Here is an 18,832-nt window from a genome sequence, read left to right on the forward strand (position 1 = left end):
CGTAACGTGCAGGTCTTTTTACTATAACAATTTATAGTGCACCTGGACGGTGTTATTATTCAATTTCTTTACATCGAGTAACTCCAGGCGGTTTTCAAACTCCACGCCGCTGACAAGAGGTAATCCGCTCCCAAATAACACGGGTTCTACCACCAGGATTATTTCATCCACCAATCCTGCTTCCACAAACGCGCTTACTATTTGTGTACCACCAATGATCACCGCTTCAGTATGTCCCTTAGCATCGAGCTGCGCTACGATCTTCTCCGGGCTATCGCCGGTAAACAGCACATTGGATTGAGCCGGTGTGGCGCTGGTATCGTGCGTTAACACCACCAGCGAGCCTTCTTTAATCGGCAGGTAATTGGGCGCCAGGATGTTGTAGGTGGTTTTTCCCATAATCACCGCCTGTGTACGTTGACATATCGCCATAAACCCTTCCCCGTACTCCGGCGACAACCAATCCGGTACATTTCTTTTATTACTGATCATTCCATTCGCAGAAGCAGCGAGATAAATAATGATTTTCATTTCCTAAGCTTTATTGTAATGAATTAAAATATTACATCACAAAAATACGCTGATCATATGGGTTGCGCCTCCCCTTCAAACGACAATTTAAGGGGGCATTTGCGACAGATTGACAAATCCCAAAATGTCAGCACCGGAGCACCTGATGAAGCCGGGTTTTTCAATTATCAATTATCTTTGGTATTCATTCAAGCGCTGTTTTTTGATCAAAAATATTAGCAATATGAGCAGGCAAATTTTTAACAGGTCAGTTAAAGTTGATGGGATTGATATTTTCTACCGGGAAGCCGGAGACAAAAAACACCCGTCCATATTGCTGTTGCACGGATTCCCAAGCTCATCTGTGATGTTTAAAAACCTGATGGTAGCCTTATCAGACAGGTTTCATCTCGTTGCCCCCGACTACCCGGGATTTGGCTTTAGTAGTTTTCCGGACAAAGATCTTTTTGAATATTCCTTCAGTAACATATCAGCGTATATCAATAAATTTACGGATGAAATAAACCTGAAGTTGTTCACTATCTACCTCCACGACTATGGTTGTCCGATCGGACTGCGGCTATGCGTTAACCACCCTGAAAAGATAGCGAAGATAATTGTGCAGAACGGCAACGCCTATGATGAAGGTATTGGCCCGCAGTGGGATGAAACGATTGACTATTGGCAAAACCCCACCCCTGGGAAGAAAGCGAAAGTTTCGGCGTTCTTAAGTGAAGAAGGTGTAAAAATGCAATATACCGCAGGATTGCCGGAGGAACTGCTACCCACGATTAGTCCTGAGTTGTGGCAGCTCGACTGGGACCGTATGAAGCGGCCTGGTAATATTGATATGCAGTTTGATCTGAATTGTGATTTTGAGAATAACATTAAGATGTTCCCGGTTTTCCAGGAATATTTCCGCACTCATCAGCCTCCTGCTTTGGTTATATGGGGAAAGTATGATGCTTTTTTCAGTGTAGATGAGGCCCATTGTTACAAGAGGGACTTACCCGGCGCCCAGGTCCATATTGTTGATGGCGGCCATATGGCGCTGGAAACAAATTTTGATGAAGTGTTAAAGCTGATGATTAATTTTCTGGATTAAAATAGAAAAACTATGTGGTCGCACCTTTACTGGTACTATGAAATAAGAGGCAACGAAACTTACAGCCAGCAACTATTAACTAACGATGTTCTCAGCGTTTTGGAAAATACCGGGAAGTTAAAAGCCAAAGGGAACCGGGAGTTCTGTAACATGGAAGGGCTCCCGTGGATCAGCGTTACTGCCATTAATTCGCACAATGGCAGTTATGGCAGGGCCGAAGATTTCAACAGCGAATGGGTGAATTTAATTGCCATCATCGGATCAAAATCTACATCTGAAAATGAAAATTTTTACATCAGTTTATTAACTGACATTGCTGAAAAAATAAACTGGGAATTAATACTGGAGGAAGACGACAACGATAATGAAAACGTTGTTTTAAGGGAAAAGACACCATAGCTGTCAATTACATGAGGCCTTATTAATAACGCATAAAATTGTATATCCCTCTATACCTGATGAGGATAATCCAATAAAAAGAAAAATAAGAAAAAATCCATCACTCCCTCCCCACAAATAAGGTTTAAAAAAGTGTCAACCCGACATTTTATTTACCCTTATAATCAATTATATTTTTTATTTTAGTGTCTATCTACAACTGACATACTGTTGTCACAACCCGTTTATAACTTTGTTTCAACAAACATCCAACACATGAAACAAACTATTCTTGTACTGGTCATCGCAATGACAGCCCTGACTTCCCACGCACAATCCAAAAAAAGCAACAATATGTTTACTGTAAAGCCCTTCCAAATCGATGTACAACAAACTGTACTGGACGACCTCCAAACCCGTCTCCGCCAAACCCGCTGGCCAGATGCGCCTGAAAACATTGGCTGGAAATACGGCACGGACCCCGAATTTCTTAAAAGCCTCGTCGCCTACTGGCAAAACGGGTACGACTGGCGCAAGCAGGAAGCCGCGCTTAACAAATTTCCACAGTTTACAGTGGAAATAGATGGTGTCTCCATTCATTTCCTGCACATCAAGAGTAAAAACCCCAATGCCCGGCCCCTGCTGCTCATACACGGATGGCCTGATTGTTTCTATCGCTTTTACAAAGCCATTCCGCTGTTAACGGACGACTACGATGTGATAGTGCCTTCCATTCCCGGTTTCGGCTTCTCAGGCCATGTATCCATGACCGACGACGGTTCTGCAAAAATTTTCGCCACGCTGATGAAAGACGTACTCGGCTACAACAGCTTCCTGGTGGCCGGCGGAGACGTAGGCAGCGGCATCGCCAAATCCATCGCCAATCTCTATCCGGAAAACGTACCAGCCATTCACCTCTCGGATGTAGGGTATCCTAACGGCTCGGAAGACTGGAGTACTATGTCCAAAGCCGAACAGGAGTTTGGACAATTCATACAGCAATGGTGGTACCGGGAAGGGGCATATTCCATGCTCCACGCCACGAAGCCGCAAACGCAGGCGTTCGGCCTGAACGACTCCCCTGCGGGCCTGGCTTCCTGGATCGTTGAAAAATTTAATACCTGGGGTTCACCCGGTGGCACTATTGAAGAACATTTCACAAAGGACGAGTTGCTCACCAATATCATGATCTATTGGGTGAGTCAAACCATTAACTCCTCCATGCGCACTTATGCCGAAGGCGCTTATCAGCAACTTGCTTCGGGCCAGAAGGTGAATACTCCTACCGGCGTCGCGGTATTTCCCGGAGATGCGCCAACACCACGGGAATGGGCGGAAAGAAAAACAAATGTAAAACGGTTTACCGTCATGGAAAAAGGTGGCCACTTCGCTGCATTGGAAGCCCCGGAATTGTGGGTAAATGAAGTGAATTCGTTTTTCAAAAGTAACCCGGGAAAATAAAACCATAGCAATTCAAGATTATAAAAATGGGGGTATGAAAATACCCCCTATGCTTTTGAAAAACCATCATGATCAGTACTGTAAACATGAAAAAAGTAACCATCACTTTACTAACCCTGTTTAGTTTTTACAGCCACGCATGGGCACAGGAATTTGATATTGTTTCGCTTCAAAATAAGGTGTCTATTTGTTATGATGCGACCAGTAAGTTAGATTCCATTACTGCCCATCTTCTTGCGTCGGATATTGAACAGATTAGTGGCTTCCGGCCTTCCACTTCAGCAGGTATTGATCATGTAAGCGGAAATGTGATTGTTATTGGAAACATTCATGCTGAAATCATTGCCCAATTCCGCAATAAGATAAACCTCGACACTTTAAACGGTAAATGGGAAAGTTATGGCTACCGACTGCTGAAAGCCCCGACAAAAAATATTAAAAATGCACTCCTCATTTGCGGAAGCGACCCCAGAGGTACGGCTTATGGCGTGTTTGACTTATCTGCCCGCTTGGGTGTTTCACCCTGGTACTGGTGGGCCGATGTTAAGCCGGTAAAAAGAAAAAATATTTCCATCGATATAAAAGACTATACCTCCACCCCTCCCTCCGTAAAATACAGGGGAATTTTTATCAACGATGAAGACTGGGGCCTGCAGCCGTGGGCGGCTAAAACCTTTGAACCCGGAACAGGCGATATTGGCCCGAAAACATACGCCAAGGTATTTGAACTGCTTCTTCGTTTAAAAGCAAACCTGATATGGCCCGCCATGCACCCTTCTACCAAAGCATTCTTTCATTTCCCCGGTAATATAAAAACCGCGGAAGATTATCAGATCATTATTGGTTCTTCTCACGCGGAGCCAATGCTGAGAAATAATGTAGGCGAGTGGGATGAAAAAACGATGGGCCGGTTTAATTACTTCACCAACAAAGAAAAGATTTACAGTTATTGGGAAAACCGCATCCGGGAAAGCCGTGGCATTAATGCCATTTACACCCTCGGCATGAGGGGTGTGCATGATGGCCAGATGGAAGGTATTAAAGACCTCAGGGACGCTGTTCCCGTAGTGGAGAAAATTATCGGGGATGAACGGGAGATGCTCGCCAGGTACATCAACAAAGATGTAACGGCGGTACCACAGGTACTAACTCCTTACAAAGAAGTATTGGAAATATATGATGCTGGCATGAAGGTTCCCGATGATGTAACCATTGTATGGCCTGATGATAACTACGGCTATATACACCGCCTCAATAATAAAACAGAGCAGGAACGCAGCGGTGGATCCGGTGTTTATTACCACGCCTCTTATTGGGGCCGCCCTCATGACTATCTTTGGCTTAGTTCCACACATCCCGGATTGATCCGCGAAGAAATGCTGAAAGCCTTCGAAACGGGCGCCGACAGGTTGTGGGTACTCAATGTGGGAGATATCAAGCCCCTTGAGTACAATATAACGTTGTTCCTGGATATGGCATATAACGTAAAACCATTCAGGGACAGCAGGTATGTCAAAAAAGATCACCTGACGAATTGGGCAGGGTCCATATTTGGGACAACGCATGCCCGGAAAATTAGTGACATGCTATGGGGATACTATCAACTGGCGTTTGAAAGAAGGCCCGAGTTTATGGGATGGAGCCAAACCGAACCGACTACCCCAACAAGTTATACCGGCTATAATCATTTTTTCTTTGGAGATGAGGCCCGGCGCCGGATAGACAAATACAGCAGGCTGGAGACAGAGATGAGAAGTATCCGGTCGCAGATCAACGTTAAGGACACAGATGCGTTTTATCAGTTGGTGTATTATCCCATCGTGTGTGCCTCGCTGATGAATAAAAAATTTCTTTACAGGGATAAAAGCTATTTATACGCCAAACAAAACAGGTTAAGTGCATACGATTATGCCCAACTATCTTCTGATGCTTATGAAAGTATAGTACAGGAAACCGCCTACTATAACACAACGCTGGCAGGCGGTAAGTGGAAACATATGATGTCGATGGCGCCGAGAAGTCTCCCTGTGTACCAGGCGCCCGTTATACCGCCCGTCCATATCGACAGTATAAACAGTTGGGATATCGCTCCCGAAGGCTTCGTCACCAAAGATTCTTCCCTGTTAAGCACAACCGGATCGAAGTCGCTGCCGGTTTTTGATGTATTTAATAAGCAGAAATATTTTATTGACATCTTCTTAAGTAAAAATCAGCCGGTAGAATGGAAAGCAACCACCTCTGATAACTGGATCCGGTTGTCCAGCAGCAGTGGTTTGTTAACTACAGAACCTGGTAAAAAAGACATACGAATATGGGTTGACATTGACTGGAACAAATTTACTGGCAATGAAAAAATGACCGGTCACATAACGTTCCTGGGAGCTGGCAGGCAGATGCAGGTAAACATCCAGGGAATTAAACGAAATATACCGGCGCTTTCAGGCTATAAGGGTAAAATTGAAAACTGTGGGTTTGTTTCCATACAGGCATCTCATTTTTCCCGGCAAGTGAAAAGAGGGCTGCAGCATTGGAATTTTGTAGAAGGACTGGGATATAAAGACACGGTGCTGCAGGCTTTGCCAGTGACAATAGCCGATGAATTGCCGACAGACCCTGATGTTATTAAAAGCAACCACTCTTATGTTGAATATGATTTCTATACCTTCTCCTCCGCAGATCCGGGCATTACTATCTTCACATTACCCATCCACCCGCTAAATAACCGTTATAACCTGCGTTATGCTGTTTCCATCGATGATGGACCACTGAAAATAGTTGACTATAAAACCGTTGGCAGAAGTGAAGAGTGGAAACAAAATGTGTTGCGCAACAGGGCTGAAAAGAAAATTGATATGCCGCATTTAAGCGCCGGAAAGCACCAGTTACAAATATACTGCATGGATCCGGGCGTTATATTAGATGAAATCCGGATTGACCTTGGAGGATTGAAAAAGGCGTATAGTGCCATTCCGTAATTAAGGCCTCATATCGATAGAAAGCACTGTGAATCACACAAACTAAATTTCTTATTTTTGCGGGAAATAAAAGCGCTAAATTACCACCATATGAAAAACGCTAAAAGAAAGTTGTCACCCGAACAATCACAGGAACTCCTCAGCGTATTGAAAACCCGTTTTGAAAAGAATAAGCACCGTCACAAAGGGCTCGACTGGGCCAAAGTACAGGCAAAGCTGGAAGCGAACCCGGGGAAGTTGTGGTCGCTCGATGAAATGGAACTGACCGGCGGCGAACCGGATGTGGTGGGCTATGATAAAAATAAGGACGAATACATTTTCTTTGATTGTTCAGCTGAAAGCCCCAAGGGCCGCAGAAGTATCTGTTATGACCATGAAGCGCTGGAGTCGAGGAAAGAACACAAACCGGAAAACAGCGCCATTGAAATGGCTGCGGATATGGGTATCGAAGTTTTAACGGAGGCGCAGTACCACGACTTACAGCAACTTGGCAATTTTGATTTGAAAACATCGAGTTGGATCGTAACGCCCCCTGCAATAAGAAAACTTGGCGGAGCGCTCTTCTGTGATCGTCGTTATGATCATGTTTTTGTGTATCATAATGGTGCGGAATCTTACTATGCCGCCAGGGGCTTTCGCGGATCGTTAAGGGTATAAGTTTCATTTATACAGTGAGAATGGCAGAAATAGCCCCCCAAAATCTCCCAAACAACCATCGTGCTTAATAAGCTTAAGGACTATCTTTGAAACTGATTTGGAACACGGATGAACATTTCAGCAGTATCCAAATCTGTATCGAAAATAAAAACTATTAACTATAAAACCTTTAGTTTATGAAAGCAAAAAAAATCTGGGCGAATTTCAGTGTCAGTGATTTAGAACGAACCACTAAGTTCTATAAACAACTTGGATTTAAGCCAAATGGAGCGTCGGACCAACTCACCAGCTTCTTCTTTGGCGGGGAAGATTTTATCATCCATTTCTTTTTGAAGGATATACTTGAACCTGCTATGAAGGGACAACTAATAGACACCAAATCCGGCAATGAAATTATTTTCACCCTTTCTGTTGAAACTAAGGAAGAGGTTAATGCCTGGGCAAAAGAAGTAGAGCACGCCGGGGGAACAATAGTTTCACAGCCAGAGGAATTTGGAAAGGGTTATTATGGTTTCGTGTTTGCTGATCCCGATGGTCATAAGTTTAATATATTTCAAATGTAGTAGCGTTGATGAGCGACTGGAAATATTAGTTCAAGAAAAGGGTGCTGTAGAGAGCACCTTTTTTTCTTATGTCTTATTAATGTGAGTACTGATGGGCGTCTGCATCTATTAATGCTTCCACGCTAACCCAACATCTTTCGTCAACAACAACAGTCTGGACAAACCGGCATATCCTTTCTTTGAAAAACCATATAAATATAATTCCCCCTTCTTTATGTTGTCTTGTTCCTTTATCCCTGGATAAGCTGTTAGCTGGTTACATTTAAAACTTAAGCTTACATAGCTGTGTACTTCGCTTTTTGTATTTATTATCAGGAGCGCATATTCTGTAAAAAAGCAAGCCGAGTATCCGTTACCATAAGTATCCGGAGACTTCATCAGCCTGACTACTTGTTGTGCGGTATCCGGCGATATATCGCGTATATAATCAAAACAGCGGCTCAGCTTTCCATCGTACATAATGGTTTCACCTTTGACCTGATCGCATGAATGGCCTACATTAAACTTGTATAACTTCATCGTGTATTCCTTCCGGAATATGAGTTCTTTATCCAGATTCTCTATTAAAGACTCCTGCGCCACCGCGGCAAGGGATGTTGCCATGGTCAGGAAAATAGTAAATAAACAAGCTTTCATATAATTTTTTGTTTGCCCTAAGCGGTTATTTTGTCACCTCTAAGTTACTGTTGCTTTTCGACACAGCATTACTAAGATATATCTAACTAATCTAACTTCGTTGCTTGAAAAGTCGGGATAGCTCCTAAGAAACATCCCGATAATTAAACTAACTGCAACTCAAGGCCCAACATCACCTGTCACAACATTCCCGGCCCGTTTGTAATTGGCTATAATAACCCCTTTGGAAGTCACCTGGCTTTCTGTCAATGTAAATGCTGCCGGGATCCCGCCGTTCTCGAAGAGCTTTTTTCCTTCACCAAGAATCAACGGATAAATTTTGAGCCGGAGTTCATCCACCAGGTCGTGTTTAAGCAACAGTTGAACAAGCTTTCTGCTACCCCATACCTGAATATCAGCACCCTCCGAATTCTTCAACTTTTCGATATCTGCCGGAGTTTTGAGGAAAATGGTATTTTTCCAATCTGATTTTTCCATGGTCTGCGACAGTACGTATTTGGCACCATCATTGATGCCAGGCCAAAAGTCAGCATGTTGAGGCCAATAAGATGCAAAAATCTCAAATGTTTTTCTGCCCAAAATATAATCTGCCGGTTTCAGCTCTTCCATCATGATCTTGCCAAAAAGCTCGTCACCATAAGATGAAGTCCAGCCGCCATATTTGAAGCCGCCTGAAGTGTCTTCCTGCGGACCACCAGGTGCCTGCACAACGCCATCCAGTGTAATCATTGAAAAAACAGTTATTTTTCTCATTTTACTTTCTTTTTTACAATTAAGATAAAAGTTGTTATTTTTTGATATTCAGATCTACCGGGTTACTTTAAAAAATTGTTCAGGTAGTTCAATATTGTTGTTGTCTGCATCATCAGGGTAACATGTCCTTGTGAGGGAACGATGGCCAATTGCGATTTGGGCATTGTTCCCAGATCAGCACTAACAGCACCTCCCAATAATTGATATGTTTTTATCAACTCAATTTTATCCAGTCCATCATTATCACCGGATATGATTAAAACAGGCGCAGTAATTTTCGAAATATTGGCCTCCCCGAAGTTGAATGGCACCGCAGCGTAAGCAATCATCTGCTCCAGGAACTTTGTCCACTTTGTTTTATCAGGCGCCACGGCATCATAGGCGGTTTTCATAGGAGTGTTCGTAAAAAATTCCGGCTTCATTTTTTTAAACGCATCGCCTACTACGGGCAGCCAGCCGGTACTTTTATAGGTAGCCGAAATGATGACCAGATTTCTTAAACGTTTAGGACTTTGTATAGCAAATTCGTAAGCTATAGCACCGCCAAAACTAAATCCAGCTACATCTGCACTGTCAATTTTCAGATAATCCATTACTCCTTCCACATCGCGTGCTAAAGCAGCATGCGATAATTCCCTGTCGGAATACGGTGTATGTCCGTGTCCCTGCAATTCGATGGCAATTACCTTCCTGGTTTTTGACAGCTCGGGGATCAATTGGCCCCAGTTGGTATTAATTGTCATAAAAGCACCGTGCAGTAAAATGATAGGCCTGCCCTCACCATATACTTCATAATAAACTTTGATGCCATTAACCGGTGCGTAGCCGCTTCCGGAAGGTTTCGCTTGCTGTCCGCTTGATTGGGATGCTATAGCCATAATTGCAATTAACAGTATTGATTTAAGAAGATGACGTGTTTTGAATGGATTTTTCATATCGCTGTTTGAATGTTAGTTTGAATGTTATTGACAATACAAAACTATCATTCTCTTCAGGATCCGACATGGGGTGAAAGCGACAACTTAGGGGTAGAATTCCGACAAAACAAGTCTGTTGTGCAGATTTTATCAAAAAAGGCTATCAGGCCAGGGGGAAGACCGGTAACTCCTCCTTTACTTTTCATTAACTGTTGCGGGGGGAACTATGCCACACATCCTGAGATAAATGGCCATCTGGCCATAGTGTTCATTTGCATGGGTAAGCGCGTAAAATGCAAGATCAAGCCGGGGAAGTTTGCGCCACCTGAAATCAATCATGTCCATCGCATTTTGATCTGTTAGCGTTGAAATGGCCTGTCTCCCGGTTTTGAATGAAGCTTTGAGGTAGTCCAGAATGTCTTTCTTAGTGGTGATACTTTTAGGGCCATTTACATCTTCAATATCCGGACCTATAGAATCGCCGGTAATGGCACTCCAAATAAGAATATTGTCAGTGGCCAGGTGCATGATCTGGCCACCAAATGTCCGTGCGCCTTTAAAAACACTATTTTTTATATGGAGGTTCTCAGGTGTAAAATTATACTTACTCTCCGGCATTGCCTCGGCAGCTGTCAGGATATCATTCTCAATTTTATCAAATTGTCTTTCTATGGCAGCAGTAATTGATTGCTGACCAACACAGGCCGTCGCAATAATAAGATGGAAAATAAGAAAGGTTACTATCTTCGGAAGCGATACCATTTGATAATTAATTATTAGGAATAAGTTACGATAAATATAGAAAACTATCAATACTCAGGTAACCGGTACCGAAGTATACGTCACATTCTGCACACTGTGGAAATGCATTAAATAGCATCTCTTGAAAATAATTATTATATTGATTGATATTATTGATCCATCTGGTATAACAAACATTGCTATGCGCATCCTCTTTTCAACCATCTTATTTAGTTTACTTTTCCTCCATGCTCCGCACAGACTTTATTCGCAAGATAATGATGCAAAGAAAGCCAGAGCGGATTTAGTCAGGATATTAGACAGAAATGTAAGATGGCCGATGGTATTGGCAGATAAGAAAATATCCGCCGTTTTTTCTCTCCGTATCAACTTCTCAGCGTCAGACTCAATAACGAAAATTGAAGTTTCGAGTTTTTTTCCAAAAGAAATGGCGCCTTATCTCACGAATCCTGATATTTATAAAGGAATTAACTGGCAAGCGATTTTTGGTAAAGCGATAAAAGAAGAACATTCACTTATAATTCCATTCGTTGCTTATGATCCTATGGAAAACAACGCCACATTTTATGAATATACCGTGGAGGATCTATTTGTTTACCCGGGAGAAGAAAAGAGCTTTGTGAATGCAATAATCATGCAAACATATCCCCTGAAATACAGGCCGGGAATGAAATGAGCTTTATACAGCCTCTGTGGTGATAACAGTTCCTTAAGGAATTCGAATAAAAAGCAACTTTAGTTTCTGAAAACCTATCGGAATGCCAACATACATGACATCAAAGCATGCAACCTTGTATTTGATTGTATACGTAATTCAATTAGTCAACACTGACTGATTTTACTTCAGTTGCTTCAACCATTTAGCAATAGCCTCTCCGATCTGCTCCGGTGAATCCTCCTGTAAGTGATGGTGACCAGTAACCGTTATATGAGTTTCGTTGGGCCACTTACTACAAATCTCTTTTTCTTCTTGTGACAAAGTTCCCGGAATGGCCTCAATAAACAACTTAGGGATAGTGCTTTTTGATAAATACGCGTCGTTGTCTTCGATAATTTTTTCTACGTTTGCGGGTTCTCCGTTTATAGGCAATTGCCTTACCCAACTTAGCATGGCCCTGCGTGCTTCCCCTGGAGAGGTGAAGGGGCGGCGATATTCATCCAACTCCGCTACTGTTATCGGCCGCAAAATTGATTCCGGCAGGATAAGTTCAATGAACAAATTTTGTTGTAATACCATCTCTTCTCCTTTTTCTGACCGGAGGTCCTTAAACAATGGAAGCATTTCTTTCCAGGTGCGCGGAGCCACAACCGCTTCCATGTGCACAATTCCTCTGACAGCCTCAGAATGACGCCAGACCCAGTCGAAAGCCAATTGAGCTCCCCAGTCATGCCCAACAAATACAACGTTTTTGCGGACATTTAAGATATCCAACAAAGCATCCACGTATTGCTGGTTTTGGGCAAGTGTATAAGACGCGCTGTCTGAAAATTTATCTGAATCTCCCATCCCCATCAAATCAGGGGCGATACAGCGGCCTAAACCTTCTACATATGGAATAATATTCCTCCAGATAAAGGATGAAGTAGGATTACCATGTAGAAAAATAATCGGGTCCCCTTTCCCGGTTTCATAGTAGGCCATTTTAAATCCGTTGATAGACTGGAATTGCTTTTGCATTGCCTTTATTTTTTGAGAGTTTAAGAGAACTGAGTTTCCTGGAATATCATAATAATAAAAATATTAGAGCGGCTTTTATTAAACCAGAAGCTGGCTGTTAATAAATGTAGCGAAGATTACATTTACTAACTGCCAGCTGCTAAAAGCCAAGAGCTACCTAGTATCCCGGGTTAGGCACCAGGTTAGGATTGAGGGCCAGCTCTATGGCAGGAATAGGGAATACACGGCGGGACACATTGTTATCGGCCGGCTTAAAGCCCCACTTACTTTCAAATTTACCGAAGCGGATCAGGTCATTTCTTCTCCAGGCTTCCCAGGCAAATTCGCGGGCACGTTCTTCCAGGAGCATAGGCAAGGAAGTACCCACCCATGGCGTGGTACCAGCACGTGTGCGGATTTTATTCACCAGCACGTCCGCGGTTTGCAGCTCTCCTTTTACAACAGTAGGTGTTGCACCACGAAGAATGGCTTCTGCCTTCATCATGATCACATCTGCCAGACGGAGTACCGGTAAGTCGGTGTTTTGGAAGCGGGTAGAAGTATTTACGTTTTTGTCAGGATAGTACTTGATGGAACGTACACCTTTCAGTTGTCCTTTCAGGTCGTTACCTACGTCCAGTTTCGCTTCACCGCCGGGTTTCAGGGCAAGATCAGGGAATATTTCCACCCACCAGTCGATCGGTGTATCAGGACCGGTAGAAGAAGCATCCAGGGTTTTGGTAGTGGTATGTACAATGTTTTGCGTGCCGTCTTTGTTATACTGCTTACCAGCCAGCCAGGTGCCGTTGCGCACATCATTAGGCTGATTAAAGTAAGCATAAAAATCGGGTATGGTGCTTAAAGCCACGCTAGGACCAAATGCATCCGGCAGGTCGAAACGCGCTTTCAGGAAGGGATGCAGGCAAAAACGTGTAAAGTGGCAACCCGGAACCAGGTTGGCGTCATAAGGAATGGCGAAGATCGTTTCCTTGATCTGCGGACCATTATCCGGTTTGAAGATGGAAGTATAGTCGGCATCCAGTGAATAAGGAGCGTTGATGAGGATACTGTCTGCCATGGCTACGGCATCGGCATAACGTGGTGTACCGGTATAGTACTCGGCATTGAGATACATTTTTTCCAGCAGGGCAAATGCCAGCCATTTTGTTGCACGGCCGTAAGTGCTTCCATCTACTTTGGTGGTGAGATCGGGCAATGCTGATTTCAACGTGTTTTCAATAAATGCAAATACTTCTTTACGTTGCTTGGTGGCTGGTGGCGTAGTTACAGGGAAGGTATCCAGCACCGGGATATTGCCATACAGGTCCATCATAAAGAAATAGAACAGGGAGCGCATGGCTTTCAGCTCTGCTAATGACGAAGTTTTATAAGCGCCGGCAGGTAGGGCGTTCATTAAGTTGATGGCGTTATTCGCGATGTTGATACCCCCAAATCCCCATTGCCAGGAACTGATTACATACGGATGACTGCTACCCCAGGTATGTAGATGCATAAAGCGGTATTTACCCCCATCGTCATAGTTACCATCGCGGGCAGGGATGATGGCTTCATCTGTAGAAAATTCCTGCAACATCCAGTAGTCTACTCCATAGCTAAAGCCGGTACCATTCATCCAGTAGGTTGCGTCACCTGATTTAGTGTTGGCCAGCTGTGCATATACGGCGCCAATAGCGGCGGCATAGGAGCTGTTATTAGAAGGAAAGTTTGAAGGCGTATATTTTGATTCCACACCCACATCCAGCTTGCTGCATGCTGCCAACGCCGTTACGGCAAGCAGGAAAATGCAAAAGATCTTTTTAGCTCTCATATCTTGATATTTAAACAAACTGATTGATTAGAAAATAGCATTCAGACCAAAGATGAAGGACCGGGTTTTAGGATAATAATTCCTGGCGTCAATACCTGGTGTAAGGCCACCGAGGTCCATTTCGGGATCTATGCCGGTGTATTTGGTGATAGTAAATACGTTATTCACGTTGCCGTATATACGTAGTTTGCTGATGTAATTACTCCTGGTTTTGAACGTATATCCCAGGGTAAGGTTATCCATACGCAGGTAGGAACCATTTTCCAGGAACCTGTCAGAGATCATGAAGGAGTTCTTATCATTATAAGACTCACCTGCAGTGAACTTCAGGATGTTAGTCATCTTGGCATCTGTTGGGGTATTCAATGCTGCCTTGGTAGCATTCAGGATCTTATTACCGGTTACGCCGCGGATAAATACATTCAGGTCAAATCCTTTCCAGGTGAAGGTATTGCTCCATCCGTAGGTAAGTGTAGGTTGTGCGTTACCCGCGCGCATCAGGTCACCGATGGCGGGAGAAGTAGTTACAGTACCATCCGCTTTCTGGTAAGAGGAAACACCGTCTTTGTCTTTACCCAGGTAATGGAACAGGGTGAAAGTACCGATAGGCTGGCCTTCAAGTATTTTCTGGCTCCAGTTACCGGATTGGCCTTTACCGCCGAGGATAGCAGTAGGGATATCTTTCAGTGTAAAGCGACCGTTGGATAAAGAGCTGATGCTATTGGTATTGTGAGAAACGTTGGCGGATGTTTTCCAGGAGAAATTTTTGGTGTGTACCGGTTCTGCATTCAGTACTACTTCCACTCCTTTGTTACTCACTTTTCCTACGTTGGCCAGCAAGGTAGTAGTGATATATTGCGTAGTGGTTACCGGGTAGTTCCAGATAAGGTCAGAAGTTTGCTTGTCGTAGTAGTCTACCGCACCGCTTAGTCGCCCGTTGAAGATAGCGAAGTCGATACCGGCGTTCAGCATACCAGTGCGTTCCCATTTCAGGTCGGGGTTTGCATTCTGTACGGGTGCGATGGCGTTAATCAGGTTACCATTATCGTAGTAACGGCCGGTGGTACTGTATTGCAACTGTGCAGCCAGTGGATCGAAGCCGAGTGAGTTACCGGAACTTCCGTAGCTGACACGCAGTTTCAGATCATCGAAGATACCATTTGCCTTCAGGAAAGGCTCCTGGCTGATACGCCAGCCTGCTGATACAGCGGGGAAATAACCCCAGCGGTTATTTTTACCAAATGCGGAAGAACCATCATTACGCAGGGACACCAGGAAATAATATTTATCTGCATACTGGTAGTTGATCCTGCCGTAGTAAGAGATAAGGCGCAGTGTAGTGAGGGTAGTAGAACCGGAGTTATCAAATACCACCGTACCGGGAGGTGGGTTGCTCAGCGCCAGGTTATTCCAGGTGAGGGCGTCGCTACCGAATCCCTGGGTAGTAACACCGAAGCCATCGCCATTGTGGTCTTCCTGCCAGGAGTACCCGGCCAGCACTTTGAAGTTATGTTTACCTACTGTTTTATCGTAGTTAAAATAAGATTCAATGATATTGCGGGTATTGGTCCAGGCAAGGCGGGTAGCTTTACCGTTCAATCCTTTTGCCAGCACGGACAGGCTGTTATAGTATACGTTCCTGGTTACCTGGTCCCGCTGGGTGGTAAGACTCAGCGTATAAGTGAGGCCAGGCAGAATTTTCACTTCTGCCAGTCCGTTGGCGAGAAACTTATTGATTTTCGTTTCGTCATTGTTGTTGGCAATCAGCGAAACAGGGTTGTTACTTCCACGGATATTACCGGCATAATCTTCTGTGTAGGTACCATCAGGGCGGGTAACCAGCACGGTTGGCAGGTAGTTGAGCATGTTGCCGAATACCGCATCGGGTACGTTGTTCTGTGTGGTAGACGTATTAAATAGATTTAAAGAGAGGCGGAGGCGGTCATCAAACGCACGTTGATCGATGTTAGCCCTCACTCCCAGCCTGTTCAGCGATGAAGTTTTGATAATACCGGGGTTATTGAGATAATTTAAGCTGAAGCCATAGGTAGTATTCTTGGCGCCGCCCATTAACGAGAGGTTATGATTATGGGAAACGGCATCGCGCTGTACTTCCTTCTGCCAGTCGGTGTTTACGGGCGTGGTAGTACCCGGATACACATCGTTGTTGGCGGCGGCCAGTACCTGGCCATTGTCAGCGAGGTATTTACGTAATTCGTCCCCCGTGAGTACTTCCAGGCGTTTCGCTACTTTTTCCAGTCCTACGTAAGCATTGTAAGCAATACGCAGTTGATCTGCTTTAGGGCGGCGGGTGGTTACCATGATTACGCCGTTCGCTGCCCTGGCGCCATAGATAGCAGTAGAAGCACCATCTTTAAGTACGTCTATGCTGGCAATATCATCCGGCGCCACCATATCGATGGGCGCACCGGGAACGCCGTCGACTACGTAGAACGGTTCCTGGGCGCCACTACGCAAGGTAGAAGGTCCTCTTAATATTACTGTTGGATTTTGGTTGGGGTTACCACTTTTAGTGATGGTTAAACCGGGTACCTTGCCCTGCAGCAGCATAGAAGGGGAAGCGATAACGCCTTGAGTAAATTCACCGGAATTTACGGAGCTGATGGCACCAATGACATTCTTTTTACTGGTTTTTCCATATCCGGTAATCACCACGTCGTTGAGCTGTTTTAACTGTGGGAGCAGCGATATGTTAAGTGTATGGGAGCCGTTTACGGAAATTTCTTTGCTTTCATAACCCACAAATGCGATGTGCAATATGCTGTTACTACCGGCAACGTCTAAACGATACTTACCTTCTGCATCAGTTACTACACCACTACGGGTGCCGGCTTCAGAGATACTCACGCCGGGAATTGGTTGATTTTTGTCGTCGGTAACTATGCCCTGGATCCTGAATTTATCCTGCGCCTGCACTGGCGACAGGGCCAAACAAAGGCAGGTAATCCAGCACAGGATAGCTGGCAGCAGTTTTACAGGGAACCGCAATAAAAACCTACATTGATAGATTTTGTTCATAAAGCAATCTTTAAGTGGCTTGTTTGTTTTAAATGTTAGTGGCTGCTGTTCTTGAATGGAAGATGCATTAGCTTACAATTCGCCAGACGTAAAGCATTCGGTGCAGTTTTAATGAATACATTCATGTTTGATCGATAAGAAGTATTTACGCCATAAAACTAAATATGATGCTGTTGAATTAATAACAGATCGTGTTATCAGATTATTATCTTAATATCATTTGGTTGAATTTGCCTACCTGTAGTACTTTCCGGACAAACGTATACCACACAGCGGACTTTCCGGTGCACACTGGCAATATACTTACCACGACTTATTTCTGAGGCAGAAGTATTCGCTATACTCCACCACAGCAACAGATTCCATCGAAACAGATGACTACTGAAATTTATTTCTCAAAAAAATAACTGTAACTGCTGGCTGATATTTTTTGACAAGGGTGTTCCAAATGCACAATGCCGGATATAGAAATTGGTGTTTATGTACAGCAGGTTACGTCGATATCGCACACGGCAGAAAGGCCTGTCAGCCATCATTTCAGCCTAAGCTTTAAATGATCATTATCTGTTCTACACCGCTCTGCAAGTTGACCGATACGGTAAAAAGATATTAATTCCTCATAACGCAAATAGGATTTCTTTTTGACGAAAAGGTACGTGGAACCAGCTATGACCAAATTAGTATTTTCACTTGGAAGAAAGAAAAAAAATTTTTGCTTTCTAAAAGATCCAATGGTATAAAATATTGCGCCTTTAGGCCATACAGGCTCACGAAATCGGTTTCGTAATATGCAGTAAAACGGTATGGCTATTGTTATTCTGTATCGCTATTTTCTGTTTGAAATAAATACTTGTGCCAACATGGATTTGGGGAGGACTTTGTCTATACGAATTACTTCGGTGGGTCTGACATGCGGAAAAACTGATAAGTACCTGCCATTAACCAACAACTCCATTAAGATTACTATTATATCTATTCTTTTCTGCTGCCTTAGGTGGGAACCGGTTACTGTAAGGTTTGCAGTAACATAAATCCTTAGTAATACTTTTCTTATTTCTATCGTATAACCCATACGCATTTACTCAGGTTAATTTTGATACCAGCGTCTGCTATAAGAATCCCGAAATCGCCTTATTTTTGTGGGACGATTAAAAAGTTATGTTATGGGAGAGATTACTTTAGATCTGTTGTTGAACCAGGTGCCTTACCTGGTAAAAGTAGTGCCGTTTCCATTTAATGCAGAAACACGCTTCCGAGTAAGTTACAATGATAGCCCGGAATATATTTTCGCCTGGGACTCTGCCGTTAGACAGTTTGTTTCTATTGGAGATGATTCTTCGACTATCCCTAATGAGCTTGAAGAAGCTATAGCGGTCCAGTTGCTGCAAATAGCAACGGATGGTAGAGGTGATGCCATGCAAGAATAATTTACTATTATATATAGGTCAAACAGTTTCCCGACCCAAGAGGGAAGCACTAAAAAGCGCGGTTGTATCACAGCCGAATATCTTGCAGGTTCAAGCGAAGCAGGGAATATGACAACAAACTCCTAAGGTCACTGGATTTAGAACTGGCGATCTTCTTTCTTATG

16 protein-coding genes are annotated in these 18,832 nt (G+C 43.8%); 8 read left to right on the forward strand and 8 right to left on the reverse strand.

Annotation, left to right across the window (positions count from 1 at the left end):
- Positions 1–21: 21 nt before the first annotated feature.
- Positions 22–531 carry a dihydrofolate reductase family protein gene (locus AB6805_RS00895; RefSeq protein ID WP_370907577.1) on the reverse strand — a complete coding sequence of 170 codons (510 nt, stop codon included), beginning with the start codon at positions 529–531 and terminating at the stop codon, positions 22–24.
- 223 nt (positions 532–754) lie between these two features.
- Between AB6805_RS00895 and AB6805_RS00900 the strand changes: the two genes are divergently transcribed.
- From AB6805_RS00900 to AB6805_RS00925, 6 genes are all read left to right on the forward strand, one after another.
- Positions 755–1,615 carry an alpha/beta fold hydrolase gene (locus tag AB6805_RS00900; RefSeq protein ID WP_370907578.1) on the forward strand — a complete coding sequence of 287 codons (861 nt, stop codon included), beginning with the start codon at positions 755–757 and terminating at the stop codon, positions 1,613–1,615.
- A 12-nt stretch (positions 1,616–1,627) separates the two neighbouring features.
- Entirely contained in the window at positions 1,628–2,014 is a 387-nt protein-coding gene (locus tag AB6805_RS00905) for a hypothetical protein (protein WP_370907579.1), read from the forward strand.
- Positions 2,015–2,269: 255 nt separating this feature from the next.
- Entirely contained in the window at positions 2,270–3,454 is a 1,185-nt protein-coding gene (locus AB6805_RS00910; RefSeq protein ID WP_370907580.1) for an epoxide hydrolase family protein, read from the forward strand.
- 68 nt (positions 3,455–3,522) lie between these two features.
- Complete coding sequence (locus AB6805_RS00915; RefSeq protein ID WP_370907581.1) at positions 3,523–6,429, forward strand: glycosyl hydrolase 115 family protein; 2,907 nt, start codon at positions 3,523–3,525, stop codon at positions 6,427–6,429.
- Between the two features lie 90 nt (positions 6,430–6,519).
- Positions 6,520–7,086, forward strand: a complete 567-nt coding sequence (locus tag AB6805_RS00920; RefSeq protein WP_370907582.1) for a DUF4256 domain-containing protein — start codon at positions 6,520–6,522, stop codon at positions 7,084–7,086.
- 176 nt (positions 7,087–7,262) lie between these two features.
- The gene (locus tag AB6805_RS00925) at positions 7,263–7,649 is read left to right on the forward strand and encodes a VOC family protein (protein WP_370907583.1); all 387 of its coding nucleotides are present in this window, start codon (positions 7,263–7,265) and stop codon (positions 7,647–7,649) included.
- Between the two features lie 108 nt (positions 7,650–7,757).
- On the opposite strand, the gene AB6805_RS00930 is transcribed toward AB6805_RS00925, so the two are convergent.
- From AB6805_RS00930 to AB6805_RS00945, 4 genes are all read right to left on the reverse strand, one after another.
- On the reverse strand, positions 7,758–8,285 hold the full coding sequence (locus tag AB6805_RS00930) for a hypothetical protein (protein ID WP_370907584.1): 528 nt from the start codon (positions 8,283–8,285) through the stop codon (positions 7,758–7,760).
- A gap of 159 nt (positions 8,286–8,444) precedes the next feature.
- The gene (locus AB6805_RS00935) at positions 8,445–9,038 is read right to left on the reverse strand and encodes a dihydrofolate reductase family protein (RefSeq protein ID WP_370907585.1); all 594 of its coding nucleotides are present in this window, start codon (positions 9,036–9,038) and stop codon (positions 8,445–8,447) included.
- Between the two features lie 62 nt (positions 9,039–9,100).
- Positions 9,101–9,916 carry an alpha/beta fold hydrolase gene (locus AB6805_RS00940; protein WP_370907586.1) on the reverse strand — a complete coding sequence of 272 codons (816 nt, stop codon included), beginning with the start codon at positions 9,914–9,916 and terminating at the stop codon, positions 9,101–9,103.
- A 234-nt stretch (positions 9,917–10,150) separates the two neighbouring features.
- Positions 10,151–10,717: a DinB family protein gene (locus AB6805_RS00945; RefSeq protein ID WP_370907587.1), complete on the reverse strand. Its 567-nt coding sequence runs from the start codon at positions 10,715–10,717 to the stop codon at positions 10,151–10,153.
- Between the two features lie 121 nt (positions 10,718–10,838).
- On the opposite strand from AB6805_RS00945, the gene AB6805_RS00950 reads away from it, so the two are divergent.
- Positions 10,839–11,393 carry a hypothetical protein gene (locus AB6805_RS00950; protein ID WP_370907588.1) on the forward strand — a complete coding sequence of 185 codons (555 nt, stop codon included), beginning with the start codon at positions 10,839–10,841 and terminating at the stop codon, positions 11,391–11,393.
- A 162-nt stretch (positions 11,394–11,555) separates the two neighbouring features.
- On the opposite strand, the gene AB6805_RS00955 is transcribed toward AB6805_RS00950, so the two are convergent.
- The 3 genes from AB6805_RS00955 to AB6805_RS00965 all read right to left on the reverse strand — a co-directional run bounded on the left by AB6805_RS00955 (position 11,556) and on the right by AB6805_RS00965 (position 17,241).
- Entirely contained in the window at positions 11,556–12,395 is an 840-nt protein-coding gene (locus AB6805_RS00955) for a haloalkane dehalogenase (protein ID WP_370907589.1), read from the reverse strand.
- A gap of 157 nt (positions 12,396–12,552) precedes the next feature.
- Positions 12,553–14,202 carry a RagB/SusD family nutrient uptake outer membrane protein gene (locus AB6805_RS00960; protein WP_370907590.1) on the reverse strand — a complete coding sequence of 550 codons (1,650 nt, stop codon included), beginning with the start codon at positions 14,200–14,202 and terminating at the stop codon, positions 12,553–12,555.
- A 27-nt stretch (positions 14,203–14,229) separates the two neighbouring features.
- Positions 14,230–17,241, reverse strand: a complete 3,012-nt coding sequence (locus AB6805_RS00965) for a SusC/RagA family TonB-linked outer membrane protein (RefSeq protein ID WP_370907591.1) — start codon at positions 17,239–17,241, stop codon at positions 14,230–14,232.
- 1,163 nt (positions 17,242–18,404) lie between these two features.
- On the opposite strand from AB6805_RS00965, the gene AB6805_RS00970 reads away from it, so the two are divergent.
- Positions 18,405–18,668 (forward strand): hypothetical protein, encoded by a 264-nt coding sequence (locus tag AB6805_RS00970; RefSeq protein WP_370907592.1) that lies wholly within the window; start codon positions 18,405–18,407, stop codon positions 18,666–18,668.
- The last annotated feature ends 164 nt before the right edge of the window (positions 18,669–18,832 follow it).

The sequence above is a fragment of the Chitinophaga sp. RCC_12 genome (assembly GCF_041360695.1).
Classification (GTDB): Bacteria; Bacteroidota; Bacteroidia; order Chitinophagales; family Chitinophagaceae; genus Chitinophaga.

What these genes read in the sequence shown, in the direction of transcription:
- AB6805_RS00895 (WP_370907577.1), bottom strand. Translation starts at nt 531, where the DNA reads ATGAAAATCATTATTTATCTCGCTGCTTCTGCGAATGGAATGATCAGT.
- AB6805_RS00900 (WP_370907578.1), top strand. Translation starts at nt 755, where the DNA reads ATGAGCAGGCAAATTTTTAACAGGTCAGTTAAAGTTGATGGGATTGAT.
- AB6805_RS00905 (WP_370907579.1), top strand. Translation starts at nt 1,628, where the DNA reads ATGTGGTCGCACCTTTACTGGTACTATGAAATAAGAGGCAACGAAACT.
- AB6805_RS00910 (WP_370907580.1), top strand. Translation starts at nt 2,270, where the DNA reads ATGAAACAAACTATTCTTGTACTGGTCATCGCAATGACAGCCCTGACT.
- AB6805_RS00915 (WP_370907581.1), top strand. Translation starts at nt 3,523, where the DNA reads ATGATCAGTACTGTAAACATGAAAAAAGTAACCATCACTTTACTAACC.
- AB6805_RS00920 (WP_370907582.1), top strand. Translation starts at nt 6,520, where the DNA reads ATGAAAAACGCTAAAAGAAAGTTGTCACCCGAACAATCACAGGAACTC.
- AB6805_RS00925 (WP_370907583.1), top strand. Translation starts at nt 7,263, where the DNA reads ATGAAAGCAAAAAAAATCTGGGCGAATTTCAGTGTCAGTGATTTAGAA.
- AB6805_RS00930 (WP_370907584.1), bottom strand. Translation starts at nt 8,285, where the DNA reads ATGAAAGCTTGTTTATTTACTATTTTCCTGACCATGGCAACATCCCTT.
- AB6805_RS00935 (WP_370907585.1), bottom strand. Translation starts at nt 9,038, where the DNA reads ATGAGAAAAATAACTGTTTTTTCAATGATTACACTGGATGGCGTTGTG.
- AB6805_RS00940 (WP_370907586.1), bottom strand. Translation starts at nt 9,916, where the DNA reads ATGGCTATAGCATCCCAATCAAGCGGACAGCAAGCGAAACCTTCCGGA.
- AB6805_RS00945 (WP_370907587.1), bottom strand. Translation starts at nt 10,717, where the DNA reads ATGGTATCGCTTCCGAAGATAGTAACCTTTCTTATTTTCCATCTTATT.
- AB6805_RS00955 (WP_370907589.1), bottom strand. Translation starts at nt 12,395, where the DNA reads ATGCAAAAGCAATTCCAGTCTATCAACGGATTTAAAATGGCCTACTAT.
- AB6805_RS00960 (WP_370907590.1), bottom strand. Translation starts at nt 14,202, where the DNA reads ATGAGAGCTAAAAAGATCTTTTGCATTTTCCTGCTTGCCGTAACGGCG.
- AB6805_RS00965 (WP_370907591.1), bottom strand. Translation starts at nt 17,241, where the DNA reads ATGAACAAAATCTATCAATGTAGGTTTTTATTGCGGTTCCCTGTAAAA.
- AB6805_RS00970 (WP_370907592.1), top strand. Translation starts at nt 18,405, where the DNA reads ATGGGAGAGATTACTTTAGATCTGTTGTTGAACCAGGTGCCTTACCTG.